The organism is Methylobacterium sp. WL19 (assembly GCF_008040005.1).
GTDB classification, from domain to species: Bacteria; Pseudomonadota; Alphaproteobacteria; order Rhizobiales; family Beijerinckiaceae; genus Methylobacterium; species Methylobacterium bullatum.
In genome coordinates, this window is sequence record NZ_VRVC01000185.1 from 1 (window position 1) to 6,888 (window position 6,888).

Annotated in this window: 6 protein-coding genes; 4 read left to right on the plus strand and 2 right to left on the minus strand. The window is 70.2% G+C overall.

Annotation, left to right across the window (positions count from 1 at the left end; all coding sequences use genetic code 11):
* Both FV220_RS23295 and FV220_RS23300 read right to left on the minus strand, forming a co-directional pair.
* Positions 1–3,608 (minus strand): AMP-binding protein (locus FV220_RS23295; protein WP_246689526.1); only part of this gene is annotated, 3,608 nt, incomplete at its 3' end.
* A gap of 54 nt (positions 3,609–3,662) precedes the next feature.
* On the minus strand, positions 3,663–3,878 hold the full coding sequence (locus FV220_RS23300; RefSeq protein ID WP_147833398.1) for an MbtH family NRPS accessory protein: 216 nt from the start codon (positions 3,876–3,878) through the stop codon (positions 3,663–3,665).
* Between the two features lie 194 nt (positions 3,879–4,072).
* On the opposite strand from FV220_RS23300, the gene FV220_RS23305 reads away from it, so the two are divergent.
* The 4 genes from FV220_RS23305 to FV220_RS23320 are packed head-to-tail and all read left to right on the plus strand — an operon-like array spanning position 4,073 to position 6,803.
* On the plus strand, positions 4,073–5,455 hold the full coding sequence (locus FV220_RS23305; protein WP_147833399.1) for a lysine N(6)-hydroxylase/L-ornithine N(5)-oxygenase family protein: 1,383 nt from the start codon (positions 4,073–4,075) through the stop codon (positions 5,453–5,455).
* Between the two features lie 60 nt (positions 5,456–5,515).
* Entirely contained in the window at positions 5,516–6,334 is an 819-nt protein-coding gene (locus FV220_RS23310) for an ATP-binding cassette domain-containing protein (RefSeq protein WP_147833400.1), read from the plus strand.
* Positions 6,335–6,393: 59 nt separating this feature from the next.
* Positions 6,394–6,606 carry a hypothetical protein gene (locus tag FV220_RS23315; RefSeq protein WP_147833401.1) on the plus strand — a complete coding sequence of 71 codons (213 nt, stop codon included), beginning with the start codon at positions 6,394–6,396 and terminating at the stop codon, positions 6,604–6,606.
* A gap of 2 nt (positions 6,607–6,608) precedes the next feature.
* Positions 6,609–6,803 (plus strand): DUF3606 domain-containing protein, encoded by a 195-nt coding sequence (locus FV220_RS23320; RefSeq protein WP_238253982.1) that lies wholly within the window; start codon positions 6,609–6,611, stop codon positions 6,801–6,803.
* Positions 6,804–6,888: the final 85 nt, after the last annotated feature.

The window sequence follows — 6,888 nt, forward strand, 5'->3', positions numbered from 1 at the left end:
AGCTCGACCGGGCCGCCAACCGCCTCGGGGCCGATGCCGTCCCGGATCAGGCGATGGGCGAGGCGGTTGGCGGCCCGGTCGAGCTCGCCGAACGTGGTGGTGCGCGGACCGCAGATCACCGCCGGCGCGTCGGGATCGGCCTGCGCCGCCGCGCCGATCAGCGCCGGCACCAGCGAATCCGACAGCGGCATCCCGTCCGCGTAGGGCGAGGACAGCGAAGCGAGGGCGGAGGCCGGGACCAGTTCGAGCGTGTCGATGCGATGGGCCGGGGTGCCGGTCAGGCCATCGAGCAGGGCGAGGTAGCCCTCCTCGAACCGGGCGATGGCGGCAGGGTCGAAAAGGGCTTCGGAATAGGCGATGGTCGCGGACAGACCGCCGTCCTTCTCCGATACTTCCAGGACGAGGTCGTAGGCGGGCGTGCCGGTATCCTGCCCGAATGCCTCGAGCGTCAGGCCGGCGACCGTGCCGAGATCGCCCAAGGTCGCCGGCTGCTGGCTGATCATCACGCGGGCAAGGGGTGCCCGGCCGGGAATGCGTTCCGGTTGCAGCGCCTCCACCAATCGCTCGAAGGGCAGATCCTGATGCGCCAAGGCGTCGGTCAGCAAGGTCCATAGCTGACTAATGACATCGCGTCCCGACGATACCGGGTCGATCGACACAGGCAAGACCAGTGTGTTCACGAACACCCCGACGAGGTGCTCGACGCCCGGCAGATGGCGACCCGCCACGGGCATGGCGATGCGCAGGCACCGGGTGTCGCCATAACGATGCAGGAAGAGGGCGAAGGCGCCGAGCAGGACCGTGAAGGGCGAGGTGCCCATCTCACCCGCCAGGGCCCCGACCCGACGGCTCACCCCCTCGCCGATCGCGAAGCCGTGCCGGAGGACGCGGTCGGGCACCCCGGCCCGTCTCTGGCGATCGGTGAGGGACAGATCGGGCTCGGGCCCGTTGAGGCGTTCGCGCCACCAGGCGAGGTCGGACTCCATGGCATCGGCGCGTGGTTCGCCGGCCTGCCAGGCGGCGATATCGGCCGGCTGGATCGCAAGGGGGGGCAGACCGGTGGGCAGACCCTCTGCCTCCGCCCGATAGAGCGCCGGCCATTCCTGCAGGATAACGCCCATGGACCAGCCATCGGACACGATGTGGTGCAGGGTCACCAGGAGGACGTGATGAGCCCCGCCGAGGCGGACCAGGGCAAAGCGCGCGAGCGGGCCGCCGTCGAGGGTGAAGGGGCGCTCCGCCGCCTCACGGCAGAGGGCCGCGAACCGCTCCTCGCGCTCATGCGCGCCGAACCCGGTCAGATCGGTCTCGGGCAACGCGACATCGCAGCCGGCCACGATCACCTGCTCGGCCCGGCCGTCGGGGCGGCGGTGCAGACGGGTGCGGAAGGCCTCGTGCCGTGCGACGAGGGCAGCAAGGCTGCGGTCCAGGGCGCTCCGGTCGAGGTCGCCGTGGAGGTGAATCCCACCGGCGATATGGTGGCGTTCGTCATCGCCGAATTCGGCCTCGAACCAGAGCCGCTCCTGCGCCAACGACAGGGGAAGCGCTCCGTCACGGGGGGCCGGAGCGATCACGAGAGCCGTCGTACCGGCCGCGATCTCCGCCCCGACCGCCTCGGCGAAAGCCCCCAGCCGGGGATGCGCGAACAGGGTCTGCGGCGGGATCGCGATGCCGATGGCCGCGCGTAGCTCGGTGAGCATCCCGATGGCCGCGATGGAATTGCCGCCGAGGGCGAAGAAATGACTGTCGCGGGTGAGGTCGCGCCGGTCGAGGATGACGGACCAGATCGCGGCGAGGCGCGCATCCAGCCCGGCCAGGGCCATGGCCTCACCGGATTTCGGCGCGCCTTCCCCATCGCTGCGCCGGCCGTCCTCCACCACCGCGTAGGCGTCCAGGGAGCCCCTCTCCCATCCGCGCCGCGTGGCGCCGCGCTGGATCTTCCCACTGGATGTGCGCGGCAGGCCGCCGGGATTGAGGAGAACCACGACGCGCGCGGTCTCGAGGAAGGCATCGGCGACGGCCTCCGATACCAGCGAGGCGATCGCCTCGGGCGCGGCGAGCTTCTGGACGGTGCGCGACACCTCCACCGCCACGCCGATGCCCTCGCGGCCGTCGCGCTCGATGGCGAAGGCGGCGATCCGGCCTCGGCGCAGGATGTCGACGCCCTGCTCCACCACCCGCTCCACGTCCTGCGGATAGACGTTCTGGCCACGCAGGATGATGAGGTCCTTCTCGCGCCCGACGAGGAAGAGCCGGCCCCGGTGCAGGAAGCCGAGATCGCCCGTCCTCAGGCAGCGCACGCCGTGCCGTTCGACGAAGGCGGCCGCCGTCGCGTCCGGGTTGCGCCAATAGCCCTGGGCGAGGCTCGGACCGGAGACGACGACCTCGCCGATGGTCCCGTCCGGCAGCGATTCCCCATCGGAACCGGCGATGTGGATCGGATGCCCGGGCTGCTCGAAGCCGCAATCCACCAGCCGGGTGCCGTCCACCGCGGCGACGGCACGGCCTTGCGCGAGGGTGGCGGGATCGAGGTCGAGGGACCGCATGCCCTCGCCGCGCGTCCCGGCGGTGAGGAAGAGCGTCGCTTCCGCCAGGCCGTAGGACGGCCTCAGCGCGCGGGCGTCGAAACCGGCGGGAGCGAAACGCTCGGCGAAATCCGCCATGGTGGAGGCCCGGACCATTTCCGAGCCCGAGAAGGCGATCTGCCAGCTGGACAGGTCGAGCCGCGCGACGGTCTCGTCGTCGACCCTGTCCTGGCACAGGCGGAACGCGAAATCGGGGCCGCCGCTCACCGTGCCGCGATGATGGTGGATGGCCTCCAGCCAGCGCGCCGGGCGGCCGAGGAAATGCTTGGGCGACATGAGAACGCCCAGGATGCCTGCGTAGATCGGCTGCAGCATGCCGCCGATCAGACCCATGTCGTGATAGAGCGGAAGCCAGCTCACCATGACGTCGTCGGGGCGGAAGTCGAACCCGACCCGGATCAGCCGCTCGTTGGCGACGAGGTTGGCGTGGCTGACGACCACGCCCTTGGGCACGGCCGTGGAGCCCGACGTGTATTGCAGGAAGGCGACCTCCTCCGGCGACGGCGCCGCCTCGAGCCGACCGGCGGGCTCCGCGTCGCCGGATTCGTCCGCCGAGATGTCCTCCACCGGCAGGACCGCGCTGCGGATTCCCGCCGTGGCGAGCATGGCGTGAACGGAGTCCGCGTCGTCGCGATGGACGAGGATCAGCGCCGGCTCGGCGTCATCGATGATCGCGGCGATGCGCGCCTGATGCTGCGCCCGGCGCGGCTCGGGCGGGAACACCGGGACGGCGATGAGCCCGGCCTGGAGGCAACCGAAGAAGCCCGCGACGTAGTCGAGCCCGGTATCGAGCAGGAGGCAGACCCGGTCGCCGGGCTTCGCCGATTGCCGAAGCCGCGCGGCGATGGCGCGCGCCCGACGGTGGAGCTCCGCATAGGTGACCGCGACCTCGCCCCGCTGCGGGTCGTCGAGGAAATGAAGGGCGGAGACCTCGCCATGGGCCTCGGCCAGCCAGCGCAGGTGACTGACGAAGTCCGTGGCGGGCGGGACCGCCAACGACGCGCGCGGGAAACCGTCGGTCATCATGTGTCCTGGTAAGTCTAGAACGGGGATGTCATCGAAACCGGGCGCCGGGGTTCAGGCGCGGGCGTCGCCGGCAAGGGCGCGGCGCAGGCTCAGGGGCCGCATGTCGGTCCAGACCGTGTCGATATGCTGGAGGCACGCGGCGCGGGGCCCGGAGAAGCCGGTGGCGCTCCATCCGGCCGGCACCGGGCGATGGGCGGGCCAGACGGAATATTGCTCTTCCCCGTTGATCACGACGAGGAACGTCGCTTCGCTGTCGTCGGTGGCCATGGCGTCGCGCTCCGCGAAATTGGTCGGTCTCGCAGCCAGAGACGGTGGCGGATCGCCGAAATTTAAGCGGCGGCGCACAATTTTTTCGGCCGGCTCCTAAATCCCTCCCCTGCCCGAACGTCCCTTTGCCTGACGACCGCCGGCGGATCGCCGCGGTGATCCGTGTCGCTCGGCGCAGGAATGGAGGTTCGGTGATGACGGAATCCTACGACCACTCGGATACGTCCTTCCCCCTGCGCGGGGTCTTCCGGGACGAGGGGCTGAGGCGCGGGGACGATGACGACGCGCCGGTCTACGATGCGCTCGGCATCGGCTTCGGCCCGTCGAACCTGTCGCTGGCCATCGCCCTCGACGAGGCGGGACGGCGGCGGGGCCGCCAGCCCCGGGTGCGCTTCCTCGAGCGCCAGGACGAGTTCGTCTGGCACGGCGGGATGCTCCTGCCTGACAGCGGGATGCAGATCTCCTTCCTGAAGGATCTCGTCACCCTGCGTGACCCGACGAGCCCCTACACCTTCATCAACTACCTCCATGTCCACGGCCGGCTGATCGACTACATCAACCGCAAGTCGTTCTTTCCGAGCCGGATCGAGTTCAACGCCTATCTGCGCTGGGTGGCCGGGCATTTCGCCGATCACTGCGACTATGGCGATACCGTGCTGGCCGTCGAGCCGGAGGGGCGCGGCGACACGATCCGCCACCTGCTCGTCCATTCGCGCAAGGCCGATGGCCGCGAGCGGAGACGGCGCACCCGCGCCGTCATCCTCGCCACCGGAGGCGAGCCGCGTATCCTGCCGGTCTTCGAGGAGCTGCAGGGGAGCGCCCGGATCTTCCACTCGTCGCACTACCTGTCGCGGATCGACGGCGTTCCCCTGCCGGACGGCGCCACACGCCGGCCGCGCATCGCCGTCATCGGCGCGGGCCAGACGGCGGCCGAGCTCTTCCTCGACCTGCAGAGCCGCATTCCCACCGCGGACATCTCCATGATCTTCCGCGGGCAGGCGCTGAAGCCCGCCGATGACAGCCCCTTCGTCAACGAGATCTTCAACCCGGACTTCACCGACTTCGTCTACGGCCAGCCCGAGACCCAGCGCCGGGCCATCATCGACGAGTTCCGCGGCACCAATTACTCGGTGATCGACACCGACCTTCTGACGCGCATCTTCGACATCCTCTATCAGCAGAAGGTCAGCGGCGAGCATCGCCATGCCCTGCGGCCGAGGACCACCGTGGTCGGGGCCGTGGAGCAGGCCGGCGAGATCGTCCTCGAAACCCTGGACGCCGCCACGGGGCTCACCGCGCAGGAGCCCTATGACGTCGTGATCCTGGCCACGGGCTATCGCCGCGACCGCCTGGAGACCATCATGCCGTCGCTCGCCCCGCATCTCACCGACGGCACCATCGGGCGCGACTACCGTCTCGCCACCCGCCCCGGTTTCGAGCCGGGCATCTATCTCCAGGGTTTCAGCGAACCCACCCACGGCCTGAGCGATACACTCTTGTCCATCCTGGTCATGCGGGGGCATGAGATCGCCCAATCGCTACTGGCAGACCGGCAGACGACGGCCGCGCGGGCCTGACGCGGCCCTCGGTCCACCAGCATGGCGTGCGTTGCAGCGTCGAACGGGCGAACGAAATCCATGATCCGAGCCGATGCGGGACCAAGGGGAGATTCCGGCCCGGACGATGCGGTCTACAGCCTCGACCGCGTCACGTTCTCGGTGCCCGGGCGCGTGCTGCTGCAGCCGCTGACCCTGACCATCCCCGCCGGCCGGGTCATCGGCCTCATCGGCCATAACGGGTCGGGCAAGTCGACGCTGATCAAGCTGCTCGGCCGCCAGCAGGCTCCGAGCGCCGGACGCGTCCTGTTCAAGGGCGCCCCGATCGAACAGCTCGGGGACCGCGCCTTCGCCCGCGAGGTCGCCTATCTTCCGCAGACGACGCCGCAGGCGCCCGGCATGCTGGTCAGGGAACTTGTCGCCATGGGCCGCTATCCCTGGCACGGGGCGCTGGGCCGGATGGGCGCGGCCGACCGCGAGGCCGTCGCCGAGGCGATGCGGCTCACCACGGTAACGCCCTTCGTCGAGCGCATGGTGGACAGCCTCTCCGGCGGCGAGCGCCAGCGCGTCTGGCTCGCCATGCTGGTGGCGCAGAACGCCGGCTGCCTCCTCCTCGACGAGCCCATCGCCGCCCTCGACGTCGCCCACCAGATCGAGGTGCTCTCCCTCGTGCGCCAGCTGTCGCGGGAGCGCGGCCTCACCGTCATCGTGGTCCTGCACGACGTGAACATGGCGGCCCGCACCTGCGACGACCTCATCGCGCTCCATGGTGGCCGCCTCATCGCGCGCGGCACGCCCGCCGAGATCGTGACGCCGGAGGGGCTGGAGGCGATCTACGGGGTGCGCATGGGGGTCTTCCCCCATCCCCGGACGGGCATGGCCCTGAGCTACCTCGACTGAGGCCGGCACGAACCCACATCGCGCTTCGAGCGTTGGCCCGTCAGATCAGGGAGCGATGCATGTCCGAGACGACGAAACCGCCCGAACCGACCAAGGGGAACGAGGATCTGGCCGCATCCTCCTACGACCGATCGCGCGGCGGCGGCTCCGGCGAGCCCGAGCAGAACAGCGCCGCGACCGGCCCGAAGGATACCGTGAGCGGGATTGTTCAGGAAACGCCGGACGATCCGAGCGACCGGCCCGGCACCGAAGCCGAGGAAGCCGCCCGATGAGTATGGATGGATCCACGCCCGAGGCGCCCATTACGGTGTCGCTGAAGGAGCCCCGGGACAAAGCCTATTGGGCCCGCTATTTCCAGACCCCGAGCGAGGAAGTGGAGGCGGCCGTGGCGGAGGTCGGCCACGATCCGGCGAAGGTCGCCGAACGGCTCGGCAAGCCGTGGCCGTTCGAAGCCAGCGGCATCGTGTAAGGGAATCGGCTGCGGCGGGCGGTCTCCGTCCGCGCCTGGCTGGTGGGGCGCGGCATCGCCGCCTGGCGGCGGCGGGCAAGGGCGA

Bases quoted from the DNA above. Each gene is read 5' to 3' on its own strand.
- FV220_RS23300 (WP_147833398.1), bottom strand. From the start codon at position 3,878: ATGGCCACCGACGACAGCGAAGCGACGTTCCTCGTCGTGATCAACGGG.
- FV220_RS23305 (WP_147833399.1), top strand. From the start codon at position 4,073: ATGACGGAATCCTACGACCACTCGGATACGTCCTTCCCCCTGCGCGGG.
- FV220_RS23310 (WP_147833400.1), top strand. From the start codon at position 5,516: ATGATCCGAGCCGATGCGGGACCAAGGGGAGATTCCGGCCCGGACGAT.
- FV220_RS23315 (WP_147833401.1), top strand. From the start codon at position 6,394: ATGTCCGAGACGACGAAACCGCCCGAACCGACCAAGGGGAACGAGGAT.
- FV220_RS23320 (WP_238253982.1), top strand. From the start codon at position 6,609: ATGGATGGATCCACGCCCGAGGCGCCCATTACGGTGTCGCTGAAGGAG.